Origin of the sequence: Nocardia sp. NBC_01329 (assembly GCF_035956715.1) — a bacterium.
GTDB lineage: Bacteria > Actinomycetota > Actinomycetes > Mycobacteriales > Mycobacteriaceae > Nocardia.
Genome location: NZ_CP108381.1, coordinates 15,311 through 32,502, shown reverse-complemented (window position 1 = coordinate 32,502; position 17,192 = coordinate 15,311). Strand labels below are relative to the sequence as shown.

Sequence of the window (17,192 nt, the reverse complement as noted above, 5' to 3'; positions counted from 1 at the left end):
GCGACAGCCTCCATGGGCGGAAACTGACCGCGCCGCCGGACCCGTGGACGCGCTAGAGCTTGGTCAGCGTCTGGCTGAACTTCGGGATGAGCCGGATGGTGCCGCTGGATCCGAAATCGATCGTCACACTGGCCAAATCGCCACCCCCGTCGGCGGCGACCACCCGGCCGAGACCGTATTTGTCGTCACTGACCCGATCACCCACCGCCAGAACCAGGCCGACATTGTTCCGGGATACACCGCGCCGGGCCGAGCCTCCCTCCCCGATACCGGGCCGAGCCTCCCAGGACTGCGGCCGGCCACCGGTCCAGTCCTCACCCGTCGACTCGGCGCCGCGACGGCGGCCGTACTGCGCCGGTGCGGAGGACCGTTTGGGTTCGAGCCGCTTCCAGTCGATCAGATGGTCCGGAACCTCCTGCAGGAACCGCGACTCCGGATTGAACACCGGTTGCCCCCACGCCGAACGGACCACCGCGCGGGTGAGGTACAGGCGGCGCCGGGCCCGGGTGATGCCCACATAGGCCAGCCGCCGCTCCTCGGCCAGTTCGGCGGGATCGCCGAGGGCACGCAGATGCGGGAACTGCCCATCCTCCCAGCCGGTTACGAAGACGACCGGGAACTCGAGGCCCTTCGCGGTGTGCAGAGTCATCATGGTGACCATGCCCGAGCCCTCCTCGGGTATCTGGTCGGCATCGGCCACCAGCGAAACCCGCTCCAGGAACGCCGCCAGCGAACCGGGTTCGGGTTCGCCCTCACCCGTTTCCGGGGCCAGCCCCTCGGCCGCTGCGGCTTCGAGCGCGTTACGAGCCTCGGAACTGAATTCCCTGGCGACGCTGACCAGCTCGTTCAGGTTGTCCAGCCGGGCACCGTCCTGCGGATCATCGGAGGCTTCCAACTCCGCCCGATAGCCCGTCCGGTCCAGTACCGCCTCGACCACCGCGCCCACATCGGGGAAATCCACCTCGTCCATTTCGCCCGCGGCCCGGATCTGTTCGAGCAGCGCGACGAACCCGGCTATGGCGTTACGAGCCCGGGTGTTCAGCAGCGCGACCTCACCGGCGGCCGCATCGCGCAGCGCCTCGGCGAATCCGATACCGCGCTGTTCGGCGTGTACGGCCACACACGCCTCGGCGCGGTCGCCGATACCGCGACGCGGGGTGTTGAGGATCCGGCGCAGGCCGACCGCATCGTCGGGGTTCTCCAGCACGCGCAGGTAGGCGACGATATCGCGGACCTCTTTGCGCTCGTAGAACCGAACCCCGCCGACCACCTTGTAGGGCAGGCCCATCCGGATGAAGATCTCCTCCAGGGCTCGGGAGTTGTTGTTGGTGCGGTAGAACACCGCGATATCGGAGTAGGCCGTCTCCCCCTCGTCCACCAGACGGTCGATCTCGCGGGCGACGAAGGCCGCCTCGTCGTGTTCGTTGTCGGCGACGTAGCCGGTGATGAGTTCGCCCTCACCGGCGTCGGTCCACAACCTCTTGTCGCGGCGGTTGCTGTTACGCGCGATCACCGCGTTGGCCGCGGACAAGATGTTCTGGGTGGACCGGTAGTTCTGTTCCAGGAGAATGGTCTCGGCCTCGGGGAAATCGCGCTCGAATTCCTCGATATTGCGGATGGTGGCGCCACGGAAGGCATAGATGGACTGATCCGCGTCGCCGACCACGCAGAGCTCGCTGGGCGGTACGGCATGTGGATCCGGTTGCGAGATATCCGCGGCGGCCGCCGCACCGGCCTCGGTCTCGGCTGCTTCGCCGGTCGCGTCCGCGATCGCGGTGTGATGCCCGACAAGTTCTCGCACCAGCACGTACTGCGCGTGATTGGTGTCCTGGTACTCGTCGACCATGACATGCCGGAAGCGGCGGCGATAATACTCGGCGACCTCGGGATGGCGCTGCAACAAAGCGACCGTCTCACCGATGAGATCGTCGAAGTCCAGTGCGTTGGCCGCGCGTAGCCGCCGCTGGTATTCGGTGTAGACACGGGCGACGACGCGCGCGAGTTCGGCCTCCTCGAACCCGGCGTCACTGCTCGCCTGCTCCGGGCCGACGAGTTCGTTCTTCAGGTTCGAGATCGCCGTCGCGAGCAATCGCGGCGAATACTTCTTGGGGTCCAGTTCCAGATCCCGGCCGATCATGGTGAACAGGCGCCGGGAATCGTCGGCGTCGTAGATGGAGAAATTGGAGTTCAGCCCGGGCAGCAACGCCGACTGAGTGCGCAGGATCCGGACACAACTGGAGTGGAAGGTCGACACCCACATACTCGCGGCGCGCGGGCCGACCAGCTCGATGACCCGCTCCCGCATCTCGGCGGCGGCCTTGTTGGTGAAGGTGATGGCCAGGATCTGCCCGGGCGTGGCCCCGCGGGCGGCCAGCAGATAGGCGATCCGGCGGGTCAGGACCGCGGTCTTGCCCGAACCCGCCCCCGCCACGATCAGCAGCGGCGGCCCGGTGTGCAGAACGGCGGCGCGCTGCTGCGGGTTGAGACCCTCGAGTAGTTGCCCGGCCTCCTCGGTCCGGCGCTGCGCGGTATCCGTGCGCTGCTGCGTCTGCTCGGCCTGTACCCGCCGTTGCAACGCGGCCAGCCCGCTCGGCGCGCCACCGGCCTCCCGGCCGCCGGAACCCACCGCCTCCCGGCCGCCGGAACCCACCGCCTCCCGGCCGCCGGAACCCGCCGCGCCCCGGCCGCCGCCGGAGAGCTCCAGGCCGGGCAGGGCCATGGCCTCGGCCGCACCGGGCTCCGATGAGCCGGCGGCGGAGGTGGTGGCCCGGGGGTTGTGCGAATCAGAACGCAGTGCTGCCGCGGTGGTGTCCATCGTCTGTTCACGCTACCGCCGGAACCCGACACGATCGAACACTCGGCCGAATTCGGTCCCGCGCAGGCCCGATATCCCCAGCAGTGAGCGTTTTGCATACCTCGATTACCGTGGCAAACTGGCAATATGGTTTGCCCTTCAGCGAAACATCCGCACCGGCTGTGTGAACAACGCCGGTTGTGTGGACAGCGGGGTCGCGGACCGGGCACCTGAGGCCCCGACGAGGCAGGTAAGGGGGAACGGCACTACCAGACCCGCCGGGTCTTTTTCACGGTGGAAGAGCTCTGGACCGGTAACGCGAAGCGCCTCGGCGCCGATCCAGGTTCTGACACGAGGAGATGAGAAATGAGCACACCCGCTACGGCGACCGGGTCGGGTTCGACAACCGACACGGACACGGAGCTCCCTCGGACCGAAGCCGAGATCGAGAAGCTCCGCAAGGAGATCGACCGGCTAGACGCGGAAATCCTCACGGCGATCAAGCGCCGAACGGAGATCTCGCGGGTCATCGGACGCACCCGGATGGCCTCCGGGGGCACCCGCCTGGTGCACAGCCGGGAAATGAAAGTGCTGGAAAGATTCAGCGAACTGGGTCAGGAAGGCCACACCCTGGCGATGCTGCTGCTGCGACTCGGTCGCGGACGGCTCGGTCGCTAGGCCCATATACCGACGCGGCGGCCCGCAGAGGCGCCGCAACCTCACGAACCGCCCCGGGTGACCGCGCCCCAGGGCGGTTCGTACTGTTGTTCACGTCATAGCGATGTACTTGGTCGACAGATATTCCTCGATGCCCTCGGTACCGCCCTCCCGGCCGAAACCGGAAGCCTTCACCCCGCCGAACGGGGCCGCCGGATCCGAGATCACCCCGCGGTTCACCCCGACCATGCCGCTCTCCAGCCCTTCGGCCACCCGCAGCGCCCGGTCCAGATCCCGCGTGTAGATATAGCTCACCAGCCCGAACTCGGTGTCGTTGGCGGCGGCCAGACCCTCTTCCTCGGTATCGAAAGCGACGATCGGTGCCACCGGCCCGAACACCTCCTCGCGAAGAATCCGCGCCTGCGCGGGGATATCGGTCAGCACGGTCGCCGGATAGAACCAGCCCGGACCATCCGGCGCCTTTCCGCCGACGCGGACCGACGCGCCCGCGGCCACCGCGTCCTCGACCAGCTCGGACACGGTATTGCGCTGCTGCTCGTCGACCAGCGGGCCGAGTGTGGTGTCCGGATCGGTCCCCGGACCCAACTTGACCTGCGAGTCGATCGCCGCAACGAATTTCTCGGTGAACTCCTCGACCACCCCACGCTGCACGTGGAAGCGGTTGGCCGCCGTGCACGCCTCGCCGCCGTTGCGCAGCTTCGCCAGCATGGCGCCCTCGACGGCGGCATCGATATCGGCGTCGTCGAACACCACGAACGGCGCGTTGCCGCCGAGTTCCATCGAGGTACGCAGGAGACCGGACGCGGATTTCTCCACCAGGGTGCGACCGACCTCGGTGGATCCGGTGAAGGTGAGTTTGCGCAGCCGAGGGTCGTCGAGCAGCGGCTGAGTGACCGCTCCGGACCGGCGGGAGGTGATCACCGACAACACACCGTCGGGCAGGCCGGCCTCGGAACACAACTTCGCCAGCAGCAGCATGGTCAGCGGAGTGGCCGAAGCGGGTTTGACGATCATGGTGCAGCCCGCCGCCAGCGCGGGACCGATCTTGCGAGTGCCCATAGCGAGCGGAAAGTTCCACGGAGTGATCGCCAAACAAGGGCCGACCGGCTGTTTGTGCACCAGGATCCGCCCGGAACCCGACGGCGCGTGCAGATAGCGGCCGTGGATTCGCGCCGCCTCCTCACTGAACCAGCGGAAGAACTCCGCGCCGTAGCGCACCTCGTTACGGCTCTCCGGGAGCGCCTTACCCATCTCCAAGGTCATCAGCAGCGCGAATTCCTCGGCACGCGCTGTGATGCGCTCGAAAACCGCGCGTAAGATCTCACCGCGCTCGCGAGCCGCGGTCGCCGCCCACTCTCCCTGGGCCGCTGCCGCAGCATCCAGAGCCCGTACCGCGTCCTCCGGTGATCCGTCCGCCACCTCGGCGAGAACCTCACCGTTCGCCGGGTTGTGCACTGCGAAAGTGCCTCCACCGGTGGCGTCAACGGGCCCCCCGATCCACAACTGCTTCGGCACGGAGGCGAGTACTTCGGTTTCTGAAGCCATAGGGCCAGCCTAAGCCGGAGATGGTCCGAAATCTCCAGCTCACGAGGACAGTGTTTATTTGCCCCGCCTGCGGCGGGGCTGGTCGGGGCCCTATTAACCCCGGTTCTTCACTCCTGCGCTCAGTCGCTTCACTCCTGCGCTTCGTCGCTCCAGAACCGGGGCGGGCCCCGACCAGGGATGGGGACCGTTCGGAGTTGCGGCCGTTGCGGCTGTCGAACCGCGCGAGGCCCGCGCCCACCGACACTGCCCATAACCCCTGGCGGTCTGCTCCGGCTCGTGCTCGCTCGGGTCGCAGGCTACCGACTGGCAACTGCCCGCGTCCCCTGCCGCACGACCGCCCGGAACCCGCCGCGCGGCCCGACCCCGCCTGCGTCCCGGCCCGGTGGGTTGTACGCTCGGCCAGTGTGAGCGTCGACATAACCGCATCGGCGGCATGGCAGAAATTGCGCGATCATCACGATGCGATCGCTGCCCTACAAATGAGGGATCTCTTCGCCGAAGACCCGCCACGCGGCCGCGATCTGACGCTGACCGCGGGTGAGCTGCGGATCGACTACAGCAAGCATCGCGTCACCCGGGAAACCCTGCGACTGCTGGTGGAACTGGCCCGGGAAGCGGGTGTGGACACGCAGCGCGACCGGATGCTGCGAGGGGAACACATCAACACCTCCGAGGATCGGGCGGTGGGGCATACCGCCTTACGGCTGCCGAAGGGTAGTTCGCTCACCATCGACGGCGAGGACGCGGTCGCCGCGGTCCACGAGGTACTCGACCGAATGGGTGCCTTCGCCGACGCGGTGCGCTCGGGTGCCTGGCGCGGCGCGACCGGGCAGCGGATCCGCACAGTGGTGAATATCGGTATCGGCGGTTCGGATCTCGGGCCCGTGATGGTGCACCAGGCGCTGCGCCATTACGCGGACGCCGGTATCGGCGCGCGGTTCGTCTCCAATGTGGATCCCGCCGATCTGGTGGCGACACTGGCGGATCTGGATCCGGCGACCACCCTGTTCATCGTCGCCTCCAAGACCTTCTCCACCCTCGAGACACTCACCAACGCGACCGCGGCCCGCCGCTGGCTGATCGACGCCCTCGGTCGGGACGCTGTCGCGAAACATTTCGTCGCGGTGTCCACGAATGCCGGGCGGGTGGCCGAATTCGGTATCGACACCGCTAATATGTTCGGCTTCTGGGATTGGGTCGGTGGCCGTTATTCGGTCGATTCGGCCATCGGCCTGTCGGTGATGGTGACGATCGGCCCCGACCGATTCGCCGAGTTCCTGGCCGGTATGCACGATATGGACCGCCATTTCGCCACTGCGCCGCTGGCCGAGAACGCGCCGGCCCTACTGGCCCTGCTCGGTGTGTGGTACGCGAATTTCTTCGGTGCGCAATCGCGCGCGGTACTGCCGTATTCGAACGATCTCGCGCGGTTCCCGGCCTACCTCCAGCAGCTCACCATGGAGTCGAACGGAAAGTCGGTGCGCGCGGACGGTTCCCCGGTCACCACCTCCACCGGCGAGATCTTCTGGGGCGAGCCCGGCACCAACGGCCAGCACGCCTTCTACCAGTTGCTGCACCAGGGCACCCGGCTGATCCCCGCCGATTTCATCGGATTCGCCCGCCCCACCGACGATCTGCCCACCCGCGACGGGACGGGCAGCATGCACGACATCCTGATGAGTAACCTGTTCGCGCAGACCAAGGTCCTGGCGTTCGGGAAAACGGCCGACGAGATCGCCGCGGAGGGCACGCCGCCGGAGCTGGTACCGCACAAGGTGATGCCCGGAAATCGGCCCAGCACAACGATTCTCGCTCCCCGGCTCACTCCCTCGGTACTGGGACAGCTGATCGCGCTCTACGAGCACCAGGTATTCGTGGCCGGGGTGATCTGGGGTATCGACAGTTTCGACCAGTGGGGTGTGGAACTCGGCAAACAGCAGGCCCTGGCGCTCGCGCCGCTGCTGACCGACCCCGAAGAACCCGCACCACAGGATGATTCGTCCACCGATGCGCTGATCCGCTGGTATCGCGCCAACCGCTGAGTTGTCACCAGGGGCGGATGGGCAGATCCACTCGCTCGGCGGTCGCGGTGGCGAGCCGGTGCAGGGCGGCGGCATCCGCTATGCGTTCCGGATAGAGGCTCGCGAACGTCAGGATGTAGTCATCGCGGAACCGGCACAGATAGCCGGACAGCCGGGTCCGTGGCCGGTCGCCGTAGCGGAGGCCTGGGTGCAGGGCCCTGGTCGCTAACCCGGTGCACTCACTCGAACCGAGGGCCGACAGGGCGGGCGGGACAGGGCCGATATTCGAGCAGAGGATGTCGCGTTCCCCGGCGCCCCGGGACAGCAGATGGGCCACCCTGTCCGGCACCAGGTACAGGAATTCCTCGGGCAGGCCGCCCGGGGCGGATATCCGCCGCTCATAGGCGGCCCGGCTCTTCGCACGGATATCGGCCGGACCGTCCTGCGGGGTCACCGCGATCTCGGTCATGGCGAGATCGTTGTCGATCCGGAGTTCGTCCCGGGTATCCACCGGCAGACTCGCCGTGATCTCGGTGGCTGGGAAACCGGCGGCCCACAACATGTTCGCTACCGTCCAGATGAACAGACTGTTCGCCGTACCACGGTATGCGGTGGCGATCCGCTCCCATTCCTCGGCCGGGCAACGCAGTATCAGCGCGGGCTCGGACATTTCGCCGTGCCCGGACGCGGAGTGAGGATCCGGTGACGCTTCCGGACGGTCCGGTGCGGGAGCGTCGGCCGCGTGGGCGGCATCTGCGGTACCGCCCACGGCCGGCCCCCGCGCGACAGCGGCTTTCCCGGGATCCGGGTTCCACTCCCCACGCGGTATCCGCAGCCCGCGCGGGATCCGCGCCGCCGCGGCACGCATCCCACCGAACGCGACCGTGGCCCAGATACGCGCGGCGTCGGCCCAATCCGAATCCTGTGCGCCGGCAGGTTCCGGGGTCGTTCCGTTCCCGGGCCGCGCCGGGGTATCGGCGTCCGCACCGGAATCCAGCTCCTGGAGCGCTCGTTCGACGGCGATGATCAGTCCTCGCGCATCGGCGAGAACGTGGGAGCAGGTGAGAGCGACGATCGTGCCCCCGGTCGTGAGCGGCGCCGCCGACAGCCGCCAGCCCGGGCCGTGTTCCGGATCGAGTAGTGCACCGCGTGTGTCGGCCCAGCCCGGGATCTCCTCGGGTGCGACTGCCGCGCCGTGCAGATCCAGCCGATGCGCGCGATCGCTGGACTGCCACCGGGACCGCGCCCCCGGAATCCGGGGGCGCACCACGCGGCGGCCCAGCGGACCGGTACGCAATGCTGCGTGCAACCGAGCGAGTTCCACCGGTTCCACCGGATCCTCGGTACGCCACAAGCCCTGGAGCGCGATCGGGGTACCGAGCCCCCGATGGGTCCGCAGGAAGATCTCGTCGACAACGCTCAATCGGCGCATTCGCACAGGCTAGCCGTTGTTTCTCGCGCTTCGGCGGACGGATCTGCCGCGGCCGCCGCCGGACGCTCGGGCGATAGCGCCCAGCAGCGGAGGAGCCCTCCCGCAGCAGCCGCCCTCATGGTGCGCGCCGGGCGATTCGTCGCACTATCGGCCGCGGCGACCACGGGGCCGGAATCGCGATCGAAGTGCGGATCGCCCACCACCCGGCGACCGTCGATACCGACCGGTTCCGATCCCCCGCGCCACGCGGTGTGATGTGGGACGCATAATCGATGGATGCTCACGCATGAGGTCTTCAACCAGGTTCCGCCGATCACGCCGTTCGACGCGTCCCGGGACCCGGCGTTGCTGGCCGGACTGCGTCGGGAGGGTGCCGGGTGGGCGGAGGCGGAGGTGCGCGAGCTCGGCGCGCTCACCGGCAGCGAGCGGGTTCAGGAGTGGGGCCGGCTCGCCGAGGAACACCCACCCGTCCTGCACACCCATGATCGCTACGGCAATCGCGTCGACGAAGTGGAGTTCCATCCACACTGGCACGACCTGATGACGGTCGCGGTCGAGCACGGACTGCACGGTGCGCCCTGGGCCGACGACCGGACCGGCGCGCATGTGGCCCGAGCCGCGAAGTTCTACGTGTGGGGCGGCGCCGACGCCGGACATATGTGCCCCATCTCGATGACCTACGCCGTGATTCCGGCGCTGCGACACAACCCGGACCTGGCGGCGCGGTACGAACCGCTGCTCACCTCGCGCGTCTACGATTTCGGGCTGCGCGAACCGTCCACCAAGGCCGGGCTCATCGCCGGTATGTCGATGACGGAGAAGCAGGGTGGTTCGGATGTGCGGGCCAACACCACCACCGCGGCCCCGCAACCGGACGGTACGTATCGGATCGTCGGGCACAAATGGTTCACCTCGGCGCCGATGTCGGATATGTTCCTGACTCTCGCGCAGGCCCCGGGCGGATTGTCGTGTTTCCTGCTGCCGCGGGTACTGCCCGACGGCTCCCGCAACCCGATCCGGCTGCAGCGGCTCAAGGACAAGCTCGGCAACAAGTCGAATGCCTCGTCGGAGGTCGAATACGAGAACGCGACCGGGTGGCTCGTCGGCGCGGAGGGCGCCGGGGTGAAGACCATCATCGAGATGGTCAATATGACCCGCCTCGACTGCGTCATCGGATCCTCGGTCGGAATGCGCGCGGCCGCCGTCCGCGCGGTCCATCACGCCCGCCATCGCAAGGCCTTCGGGGCCGCGCTGGTCGATCAGCCCGCGATGCGCAATGTCCTGGCCGATCTGGTGATCGAATCCGAAGCCGCCACCACGGTCATGCTGCGGCTGGCCGGGGCCACCGACCGCGCCGCCGGAGACCCCGGCGAGGCGGCGCTGCGCCGGATCGCGCTCGCGGTCACGAAGTACTGGGTGTGCAAACGCGCGGCCACGCACGCGGCGGAAGCACTGGAATGCTTCGGCGGGAACGGGTACGTGGAGGAGTCCGGGATGCCGCGCCTCTATCGGGAGGCACCGCTCATGTCGATCTGGGAGGGGTCGGGCAATGTCGCTGCGCTCGATGCCCTACGCGCGATGGGCACCCGCCCGGAGACCGTGGAGGCCTATTTCACGGAGGTGTCGCGGGCGCGCGGCGAGAACTCGCACCTGGATCACGCGATCGACCGGGTCGGTAAGGAACTGGCCGATCACAGCGATATCGAGTATCGGGCGCGGCGGATCGTGGAGCTGATGGCGCTGGTTCTGCAAGGAGCGCAGTTGGTACGGCACGGCCATCGCGCGGTCGCGGACGCTTTCTGCGCGTCCCGCCTGGGTGCGGACCGGGGCGCCGCGTTCGGGACCCTGCCCTCCGGGGTGGACACGACAGCGATCATCGAGCGCGCGTTCGTCTGAACGAGGTCAGCCGGCCGGTAGCACTCGCGCCAGGAAGGTGAGAGCGCTGTCCATCCCACCCAGACTCTCCAGATCTTCGTGTCCGGCGTCGAGCAGCCGCACCTCGTGCTGGGTGCCGTTCAGAAGGAACTGCCCCACCAGCGCGAGGGTGAGCGGTAACGGAACGACGGTGTCGTAGTTGCCGTGCACGATGAGGATCGGATCCTGGTAGCCGCTGACCGGGATGCTCATATAGTCGCGCATCACCGCCGCGAACTCCGGATCGTTGAGCGGCCGCGTCAGCATCGCCCCGATCTCCGCGGTGGACAGCATCGTGTGCGCCTGCGAGTTACAGGTCGTGCTGAGCCCCCCGATGAACTGGCGACCCTGCGGGGTCAGGAAGTCACCCACCTCGTGTCCCAGCTGGGCGCCCGTCATACCCGCGAGCACCATGGGCGCGGCCCGGCCCACATAGCCGGGCATCTCGGGCTGGTCCGGGCGCGAACGCAGGAGGATGTTCTCCAGATTGGTGGCCGGGGCCAGTGCGATGGTGCCGCGGAAGTCGAGTTCGGGGGCGTATTCCGGAGCGAACCGGCCGGTACCGAGCGCGGCGTGGCCACCCTGCGACCAACCGGCCACCGCCCAGCTCGGGGAGAGTCCGGTGAATGCCGAGCGCGCCGCGCGCACCGCGTCGATGGTGGCCGTGGCCTCGGTACTGGTCTGTAGATACGGGTGCGGACCAGGGGAGTTGGGGCTCAGCCCGATGTAGTCGGGGGCGACGACCGCGTACCCGGCGTCGTTGAGGCGCTCCACGGTGGAGCCGGTGTGCCGCTCCAGCTGTTTCGAGCCGGTGAGTCCGCATTCCTGACCGAGTCCGGAGGTGCCGTGATCCCAGGCGACCACGCGCCGTCCGCCCTCCGGGGCCGGACCGCCCGGGATGCGTACGAGTGCGGCGGCGGGGACGAGTTCGCCACCGGGTCCTGTGGTGACGTATTCGATGCGCCGCACATCGCCGAGGCCCGACCATTCCCGGTCCAGCGGCGCGGCCGCGAGCAATTGTCCCGGGTACCAGGCCGCCTGCGCCTGCGCGGCGGCCAACGGCAGGCCGGAGCAGAGCGCCGCCATCAGCGTCACTATCCCCACGATTACCCGGGCGTGGCGAACCATTACTCTCCTTTGCCGTGCGGCGGTCGAATCGTCCATAGCGGCAGCGTCGGGATCTCTACCCGTCCGGCGCATGCGGCGGCGCGGTGACCCGTCACCGTGTAGGCGGAGCGATCCGCCAGTGCTCCTCGAGCGCACCCGCGATATCCGGAAGCACCGTGATGGGAATCCGCTTGTGCCGCAACATAGTGCGTATCTCGTCTATCTGCTCGCGCTTGCGCAGGTCATAGGCGCCCGAGACCGGTCCGTGGACCGGCGGAATCGACAGCAGGACAAGTTCACCGTGCGATTCCTCACCGCCGGCCAGATCCAGCGCCAGCGACCAACGAGATTTCTCATCGAGGCCGAAACGCCCGGCCACCACCCGGTCCCAGTCGATACTGGTGACCGACCACGGAGTCCGCCGATGGATCGCCCGGTCGGTCAGCACCACCGCGTCCCGGGTGAACAACGCGAACAGCGCGGCGCCGGCGAGCAGCGCACCGAGCACGATCCCGGTGAACACCCGGGCCGGACCGAAGAGCAGCACTGTCGGAACGGTCACCGCGACGACAACCGCGACCCCGGCGATGCTGTAACCCAGCACCCGACCGGTGGACACGACGCCCGCGTGCACCATTTGCATACCGACTCCGTTCACCCCGCGCACTGGCGCTCTCGGCCACACGGTACCGGACGGTGCGTGGCCACTCCGGTGACGCTGGTCACCCGCTCAGAAAAGCGCGACGGCCGCCTCGGCGGAGTACACGTGGAATGTCATGCTCTGCTGGAAGTACAGCCGCACGGTTTCCGCGTCGTGGGCCAGATAGCCGATGGACAGGTCCTGCCCCAGTGTGAGATCGAAATCTCCGCCACGGGTGGTGAGCACGAACGCCCCGTCGATGGCCGGCGCCCAGATGATCTCCCCGTCGGGAACGAGCCGCTCCAGAATAGTGCGCAGCGGATGACCGTGGTTGGAGGTCTCACTCACCTTGGTGTAGAGATCGGCGCTGAGCAGCACGGAGTACGGACCGTCGACACCGGCCAGCCGCAGTTCGCTCACCGCCAGCGCGATCACCTCGGGCACCCCGAACACGTCGTCGGGCAAGGCGAGCGCCGTGTTCGACGAGCCGGACCGGATACCGGTGATACCGGCCGCCGCATATCCCTCGAACACCGCTCGGTCTTCGGCGAAGGCGATATTGCGGGCCGCGTCCTTCACCGGGTCCAGATCGGTGTCCTGGGCGCCGCGCTCGACATTGTCGAGCTCCTCCCGCGACAGCGTGAACGGCACCCGCAGCTCCACGAGCGGCGCCACCACGCGCTGTCGCGCCTGAACACCGTCGTGCGGGGCGGCGATGGGCGTCGTATGCCCCAGGCCGAGGCCGGAATAGTCGGTGCCGTGCGGACCGGACAGGTCCACCACGCGGCGGCCGGCATTGTGCCGTTTGAACGTCCGCGTGGCCTCTTCTTCGATAACGGCCCAGGCCGAATCCGTGATCGGCGCGAGTTCGCGATGCAGGTTGTTCATACGGTGCTGCTCCTTTTCAACGTGCCGATACCGAGGGAACCGTCCGCGCCCGGCGACAGGCCCGGATCCGCTGCTGCTTCGGCCGCCTCGGGCGGGGCGGGCAGATCGTCGAAGAAGTCCTGTGGCGGAACGAAGAGCAAAGTGCCGGTGATCGCGGTGGAGAAATCCAGGATCCGGTCATGGGTGGCCTCGTCGGTTCCGAGGAACATCCGCTCCAGCATGATCTCGGTGGTGCGGGGAGTCGCCGAATAGCCGACGAAATAGGTACCGAATTCGCCGTCGCGGATACTGCCGAACGGCATATTCGCGCGCAGAATGTCCCGTTCTGTGCCGTCGGGGTCGACCACCTGGTTCACCGCGATATGCGAATCGGCGGGTTTGACGTCGTCGGCGAGTTCGAAATCCTCGAGTTTGGTACGGCCGATCACCCGCTCCTGCTCCGGCACCGGCAATGCCCGCCACGCGGTCAGATCGTGCAGGTACTTCTGCACGATCACATAGCTGCCGCCGGTGAAATCCGGATCGCCGGCACCGATCAGCGCGGCCCGGCCGGCGGGTGTATCCGGGAACCCGCCCTCGGGATTCTCCGTACCGTCGACGAAACCGAGCAGGTCACGTTGTTCGAAATAACGGAATCCGACCGTTTCGTCGACAATCGTGCCGATATCGGCCAGCCGGTCGCCGATCGCCATGGCCAGTTCGAAGCACGCGTCGTGCACCTGGGCGCGGATATGGAACAGCAGATCGCCCGGGGTGGCCGGGGCACGATGCAGTGAGCCGGCGTAACCGGGGAACTCGTGCAGTTCGGCCGGGCGGGACCCACCGAAGAGCCGATCCCAGGCCGTGGATCCGATCCCGGTGATACAACCCAGCCCGGACCCCGGCAATCGGAATCCGATGGCCCGTCGCAGGCCGGGAAGCTCGGTGAGCAGGTCCCGCGCCGCCGCCTCGCCACCGGGTTCGATAGTGGCGACGAGGAAATGCGCGGCCGGTGTGAGCGGTTCGAGGATCGGCTGCGGCTGCCCCATGACCGATCACATTACCGGCGAACGGCCGGCGACCACGCGACCCGGGCGGACTACTTGGCGACCGTCAGCAGAAACGCCACATCGTCGATGGCCTGCACACTGTGCCGCGCCTTCGGTATCACCAGCAGATCGCCGGCCGACCCCTTCCACTCGTTGTCCCCACTGTGCAGCGTGAGCGTGCCGGACAGCACGAGCAGTGTGGCCTCACCGCTGTTGTCGTGTTCGGCCAGGCTCTGCCCCGAACACAACCCCACCACGGTCTGGCGTAGCGAGTTCGCGTGGCCGCCGTAGATCGTCTGCGAGCTGCGGCCACTGGTGACGGTCGCGGCCAGCTTCAGTTGCTGCCGAGCCACCGCTGTCAGCGATTTCTTGTCCATGGACAGCCTTTCGCCTACGCATACCCACGACCGGGCTGTGATCGCGGGACGTACAGCCGAGTATGCCCGACCAGGCGCAACCGTTCCGGCGTTTTCCGAGGCTGTTCCGGTATCGCAAGGCGAGCCGCGGCAGACGGCGGTCAGTGGCGGGTGAATCGCCTGATCCGATAGCGGTGACCACCCGAGGACTCGAGCCAGGTCGCCGGATCGGCCGAGGACCATTCGGGTCCCAGTGCCGGGGCGTAGGCGTCACCGTCCACCTCGGCATCGACCTCGGTGATCAGTAACTCGGTGGCAGCGGGCAGGGCGAGTCGGTAGATCTCGCCGCCACCGATCACCCAGGTAGCGGCGGGGGCCGCGAGTGCCAGCGCGGCCTCGACCGACGCGGCGGTTTCCGCGCCTACCGCCGACCAGCCGGCCTGCCTGGTCACGACGATATTGCGGCGGCCCGGCAGCGGCCGGAACCGAACCGGCAGCGAATCCCAGGTCCGCCGTCCCATGATCACCGGATGTCCGGCGGTGGTCGCCTTGAAGCGCGCCACGTCCTCGGGCACCCGCCACGGAATCGTATTGTCCACGCCGATCACGCCGTCGGGAGTCTGCGCCCAGATCAGCCCGATCACGCGTGCGGAGTCCACCGCGGTCACACCGCCACCGGAGCCTTGATCGCGGGATGATGCCGGTAGTCGCGCACCCGGACGTCCTCGTAGCGGTAGTCGAACAGGGAGGCCGCGGGGTCGAGTTCGAGCACCGGGAACGGATACGGCGACCGGGTCAGCTGCTCGGCGACCTGTTCGCGATGGTTGTCGTAGATATGGCAGTCACCGCCGGTCCAGACGAAATCACCCGGTTCCAGGCCCGCCTGCTGAGCGACCATCAGGGTCAGTAGCGCGTAACTCGCGATATTGAACGGTACCCCGAGGAACAGATCGGCGCTGCGCTGGTAGAGCTGGCAGGACAACCGGCCGTCGGCGACATAGAACTGAAACAGCGTATGGCACGGCGCCAGCGCCATCCGGTCCAGCTCGGCCACATTCCAGGCCGATACCAGCATCCGCCGCGAATCGGGGTCGGTGCGCAGAGTGTGCAGCACCTGGGCGATCTGGTCGATGTGGCGGCCGTCCGGAGCCGGCCAGGAACGCCACTGCACCCCGTATACCGGACCGAGCTCACCACCCGCATCGGCCCATTCGTCCCAGATACTGACCCCGTGCTCCTGCAACCACCGCACATTGGAATCGCCGCGCAGGAACCACAGCAGTTCGTACACGATGGATTTGAGATGCACCTTCTTGGTGGTGATCAAGGGGAAGCCGGCCGCGAGGTCGTATCGCAGTTGATGCCCGAACACACTGCGGGTACCGGTACCGGTGCGGTCCCCTTTGACGGTCCCGGTGTCGAGGACGAGCCGGAGCAGATCTTCGTATTGGGAATCCGGAGCGTGTCGCGGGTCCGGAACCTGACTGTTCGCTGCGCTGACCACGCGCCGAGCTTACTGCGCGCCGGGCAGGCGTGCCGCACGGCCGGGCGGTAGCGCCACCACCGTCCGGCCCTGGGGCGAGGCGCACCGGTCGGGCGCAGGCCGCCGGGAATCCCACGATTCGGAGGTCGGCGGCCAGGGCGGGACGGCGCATCGGAATCCTGGCCGACAACGGGTCGGGCGCGTCGACGATCGAAGCTGTATCCGTGACAGTTGTCGTGGGGCGTGATCGGGCCGAGCGCCGGCCTGCCAAGCTGACCTGATGCGCACGCTGTATGTGGTCGGTATCGGCGCCGGCGACCCCGACCAGGTGACGATGCAGGCGATCAAGGCTCTTCGAGAGGTGGACACCTTCTTCGTGATCGGCAAGGGTGCCGAGAAGCGGGAGCTGGTGGAGATACGCACCGCAATCCTCGCCGAACACACCGACCGCCCCTATCGGGTCGTCGAGATACCTGATCCGCCCCGCGATCGCACCCCCGACGACTACCGGGATACCGTCCTGGACTGGCACGAACGGCGGTCGCTGCTGCTGGAGGAGGCCTTCGCGGCGCACGACGGGGTCGGCGCGGTCTTGGTCTGGGGCGATCCCGCCCTCTACGACTCCACCCTGCGCATGGTGGAGCGGGTGCTGGCCCGGGGCACGCTGGATTTCGATTACACAGTGATTCCGGGTGTCACCAGCGTGCACGCGCTCGCGGCACGCCACCGGACCGTCCTGCACCGGATCGGCGAACCGGTACACATCACCACCGGACGCCGACTACGCGAGGAGGGTCTCGGTGCCGGTTCGACCGTGGTCATGCTCGACGCCGACTGCACCTTCACCACGGTCCCCGGCGACACCCTGATCTGGTGGGGTGCCTACCTCGGGATGCCCGACGAAACGCTGTTGGCGGGGCGGGTCGGCGAGATCGGCGACGAGATCGTGCGCCGACGCGCGGAGCTGCGCGAACGCAAGGGCTGGATCATGGACATCTATCTGCTGCGCCCGGCCGAATGACCAGGTGATCGGCACTCGGGTCGTAGCATGGTCGGCATGACCGAACAGGACATCCTCGGGCGGATCAAAGGTCTCGTCGACGACGAGCACGACCTGCGGTCGCGGGCCTCACGCGGAGAGCTCGATCCCGATGTGGAGCGGCGCCGGCTGGCCGAACTGGAGGTCATGCTGGACCAGTGCTGGGATCTGCTGCGGCAACGGCGCGCGCGGATCGAGAGCAACGAATCTCCGGACGAGGCCCAGCCACGGTCGGCGAGCCAGGTCGAGGGCTACCTACAGTAAGGA

General features: G+C 67.8%; 15 protein-coding genes. 5 read left to right on the top strand and 10 right to left on the bottom strand.

Annotation, left to right across the window (positions count from 1 at the left end):
* Positions 1–52: 52 nt before the first annotated feature.
* Entirely contained in the window at positions 53–2,815 is a 2,763-nt protein-coding gene (gene pcrA, locus OG405_RS00105) for a DNA helicase PcrA (protein ID WP_327149606.1), read from the bottom strand.
* A gap of 345 nt (positions 2,816–3,160) precedes the next feature.
* Here pcrA and OG405_RS00100 point away from each other — a divergent pair, with 345 nt between their 5' ends.
* On the top strand, positions 3,161–3,472 hold the full coding sequence (locus OG405_RS00100) for a chorismate mutase (RefSeq protein ID WP_327149605.1): 312 nt from the start codon (positions 3,161–3,163) through the stop codon (positions 3,470–3,472).
* Positions 3,473–3,562: 90 nt separating this feature from the next.
* Here the strand turns inward: OG405_RS00100 and OG405_RS00095 are convergent, their stop codons facing one another.
* Positions 3,563–5,017, bottom strand: a complete 1,455-nt coding sequence (locus OG405_RS00095; protein ID WP_327149603.1) for an NAD-dependent succinate-semialdehyde dehydrogenase — start codon at positions 5,015–5,017, stop codon at positions 3,563–3,565.
* 404 nt (positions 5,018–5,421) lie between these two features.
* On the opposite strand from OG405_RS00095, the gene pgi reads away from it, so the two are divergent.
* Positions 5,422–7,059, top strand: a complete 1,638-nt coding sequence (gene pgi, locus OG405_RS00090; protein ID WP_327149602.1) for a glucose-6-phosphate isomerase — start codon at positions 5,422–5,424, stop codon at positions 7,057–7,059.
* Positions 7,060–7,063: 4 nt separating this feature from the next.
* Here pgi and OG405_RS00085 read toward each other — a convergent pair whose 3' ends face one another.
* Positions 7,064–8,470 (bottom strand): hypothetical protein, encoded by a 1,407-nt coding sequence (locus tag OG405_RS00085; RefSeq protein WP_327149601.1) that lies wholly within the window; start codon positions 8,468–8,470, stop codon positions 7,064–7,066.
* Between the two features lie 276 nt (positions 8,471–8,746).
* Here OG405_RS00085 and OG405_RS00080 point away from each other — a divergent pair, with 276 nt between their 5' ends.
* Positions 8,747–10,366 (top strand): acyl-CoA dehydrogenase family protein, encoded by a 1,620-nt coding sequence (locus OG405_RS00080; protein WP_327149600.1) that lies wholly within the window; start codon positions 8,747–8,749, stop codon positions 10,364–10,366.
* A 6-nt stretch (positions 10,367–10,372) separates the two neighbouring features.
* Here the strand turns inward: OG405_RS00080 and OG405_RS00075 are convergent, their stop codons facing one another.
* The 7 genes from OG405_RS00075 to OG405_RS00045 form a co-directional block, all read right to left on the bottom strand.
* The gene (locus tag OG405_RS00075; protein WP_327149599.1) at positions 10,373–11,512 is read right to left on the bottom strand and encodes an alpha/beta fold hydrolase; all 1,140 of its coding nucleotides are present in this window, start codon (positions 11,510–11,512) and stop codon (positions 10,373–10,375) included.
* A 91-nt stretch (positions 11,513–11,603) separates the two neighbouring features.
* Complete coding sequence (locus tag OG405_RS00070; RefSeq protein WP_327149598.1) at positions 11,604–12,134, bottom strand: hypothetical protein; 531 nt, start codon at positions 12,132–12,134, stop codon at positions 11,604–11,606.
* Between the two features lie 87 nt (positions 12,135–12,221).
* Positions 12,222–13,019, bottom strand: a complete 798-nt coding sequence (locus OG405_RS00065; protein WP_327149597.1) for a family 1 encapsulin nanocompartment shell protein — start codon at positions 13,017–13,019, stop codon at positions 12,222–12,224.
* Positions 13,016–14,047, bottom strand: coding sequence for a Dyp-type peroxidase (locus tag OG405_RS00060; RefSeq protein ID WP_327149596.1), 1,032 nt, complete (start codon positions 14,045–14,047; stop codon positions 13,016–13,018). Before OG405_RS00060 ends, OG405_RS00065 begins: the two co-directional genes overlap by 4 nt.
* Positions 14,048–14,097: 50 nt before the next feature.
* The gene (locus OG405_RS00055) at positions 14,098–14,424 is read right to left on the bottom strand and encodes a cupin domain-containing protein (protein WP_327149595.1); all 327 of its coding nucleotides are present in this window, start codon (positions 14,422–14,424) and stop codon (positions 14,098–14,100) included.
* 140 nt (positions 14,425–14,564) lie between these two features.
* Positions 14,565–15,071, bottom strand: coding sequence for a dihydrofolate reductase (locus tag OG405_RS00050; protein ID WP_327149594.1), 507 nt, complete (start codon positions 15,069–15,071; stop codon positions 14,565–14,567).
* Complete coding sequence (locus OG405_RS00045) at positions 15,068–15,907, bottom strand: thymidylate synthase (protein ID WP_327149593.1); 840 nt, start codon at positions 15,905–15,907, stop codon at positions 15,068–15,070. The genes OG405_RS00050 and OG405_RS00045 overlap by 4 nt, the downstream gene beginning before the upstream one ends.
* 259 nt (positions 15,908–16,166) lie before the next feature.
* Here OG405_RS00045 and cobF point away from each other — a divergent pair, with 259 nt between their 5' ends.
* Both cobF and OG405_RS00035 read left to right on the top strand, forming a co-directional pair.
* Positions 16,167–16,907, top strand: a complete 741-nt coding sequence (gene cobF, locus OG405_RS00040) for a precorrin-6A synthase (deacetylating) (RefSeq protein ID WP_327149592.1) — start codon at positions 16,167–16,169, stop codon at positions 16,905–16,907.
* A gap of 36 nt (positions 16,908–16,943) precedes the next feature.
* Positions 16,944–17,189, top strand: a complete 246-nt coding sequence (locus OG405_RS00035) for a DUF2630 family protein (RefSeq protein WP_327149591.1) — start codon at positions 16,944–16,946, stop codon at positions 17,187–17,189.
* Positions 17,190–17,192 lie beyond the last annotated feature (3 nt).

Bases quoted from the DNA above. Each gene is read 5' to 3' on its own strand.
- pcrA (WP_327149606.1), bottom strand. From the start codon at position 2,815: ATGGACACCACCGCGGCAGCACTGCGTTCTGATTCGCACAACCCCCGG.
- OG405_RS00100 (WP_327149605.1), top strand. From the start codon at position 3,161: ATGAGCACACCCGCTACGGCGACCGGGTCGGGTTCGACAACCGACACG.
- OG405_RS00095 (WP_327149603.1), bottom strand. From the start codon at position 5,017: ATGGCTTCAGAAACCGAAGTACTCGCCTCCGTGCCGAAGCAGTTGTGG.
- OG405_RS00085 (WP_327149601.1), bottom strand. From the start codon at position 8,470: ATGCGCCGATTGAGCGTTGTCGACGAGATCTTCCTGCGGACCCATCGG.
- OG405_RS00080 (WP_327149600.1), top strand. From the start codon at position 8,747: ATGCTCACGCATGAGGTCTTCAACCAGGTTCCGCCGATCACGCCGTTC.
- OG405_RS00075 (WP_327149599.1), bottom strand. From the start codon at position 11,512: ATGGTTCGCCACGCCCGGGTAATCGTGGGGATAGTGACGCTGATGGCG.
- OG405_RS00070 (WP_327149598.1), bottom strand. From the start codon at position 12,134: ATGCAAATGGTGCACGCGGGCGTCGTGTCCACCGGTCGGGTGCTGGGT.
- OG405_RS00065 (WP_327149597.1), bottom strand. From the start codon at position 13,019: ATGAACAACCTGCATCGCGAACTCGCGCCGATCACGGATTCGGCCTGG.
- OG405_RS00060 (WP_327149596.1), bottom strand. From the start codon at position 14,047: ATGGGGCAGCCGCAGCCGATCCTCGAACCGCTCACACCGGCCGCGCAT.
- OG405_RS00055 (WP_327149595.1), bottom strand. From the start codon at position 14,424: ATGGACAAGAAATCGCTGACAGCGGTGGCTCGGCAGCAACTGAAGCTG.
- cobF (WP_327149592.1), top strand. From the start codon at position 16,167: ATGCGCACGCTGTATGTGGTCGGTATCGGCGCCGGCGACCCCGACCAG.
- OG405_RS00035 (WP_327149591.1), top strand. From the start codon at position 16,944: ATGACCGAACAGGACATCCTCGGGCGGATCAAAGGTCTCGTCGACGAC.